This is a genomic window from Extensimonas soli (assembly GCF_029211265.1).
GTDB lineage: Bacteria > Pseudomonadota > Gammaproteobacteria > Burkholderiales > Burkholderiaceae_C > Extensimonas > Extensimonas soli.
Genome location: NZ_JARGEL010000038.1, coordinates 1 through 770 on the forward strand (window position 1 = coordinate 1; position 770 = coordinate 770).

The following is a 770-nucleotide window of genomic DNA, read 5'->3' on the forward strand; positions in this document are numbered from 1 at the left end:
AGGCCAAAGTCGGCTATCGTGGTTCCCAGCGCGGTACCCAGCGCAAAACCGCCCACGGTAATGTTGCGCCCATCAGCTGCCGTGAGCTTCACACCCGTTCCGTCATCGGCGGCCACAACCCCGGTGGCCGTCGATTGCGCATTGATCGCCTGGATGGCGTTGGCACGGTTGGTCATTCCGTTCGTCGTGGCATTCAGGGTGATGGTGATGCCGTTGACCTGCACCGTCGCCGTGCCTGCAGTGGTCGTGGTAACGGTGGTCGTTGCACCTGCCACCGTGGTGGCGTTGGCCGAAGCAGTCAGGCCCGTGATGCCGCTAGCGTTGAGTGCACTGGCAATGGCCTTGGCATCGTCAGCGACGCTGCCCAGCGAAACGGTACTCCCTCCCACCGTGATGGATTTTGCCGACGCCGTATCGCTGGCCGTTCCGATGGACGCCCCTTGCAGCGAAAAGCCGGAGAACATTCCCAGCGCACTGGCGCGGGCATTGGCAATCGAGTCCACGGTGATGGTCTGTCCGGCATTCGCGCCCACCTGGAATTTCTGCGCCGAAAACGAACCGTCGAGCAGCTTGGTACCGTTGAAATCGGTCTGCGTGGCCACGCGGTCGATTTCCGAAGACAGCTGCGAGACTTCCTGCTGCAGTGCGGCGCGATCGGACGCACTGTTGGTAGCGTTGGCCGATTGCACGGACAACTCGCGCATGCGCTGCAGGTTGTTGGTGACGCTGGCCAGCGCGCCTTCGGCAGTCTGCGCCAGCGAGATGCCGTC

General features: G+C 63.1%; 1 protein-coding gene. It reads right to left on the bottom strand.

The features are described 5' to 3' along the window. The coding region (locus PYV55_RS16025; protein ID WP_472924682.1) for a flagellin N-terminal helical domain-containing protein at positions 1-770 on the bottom strand (770 nt) is incomplete at both ends.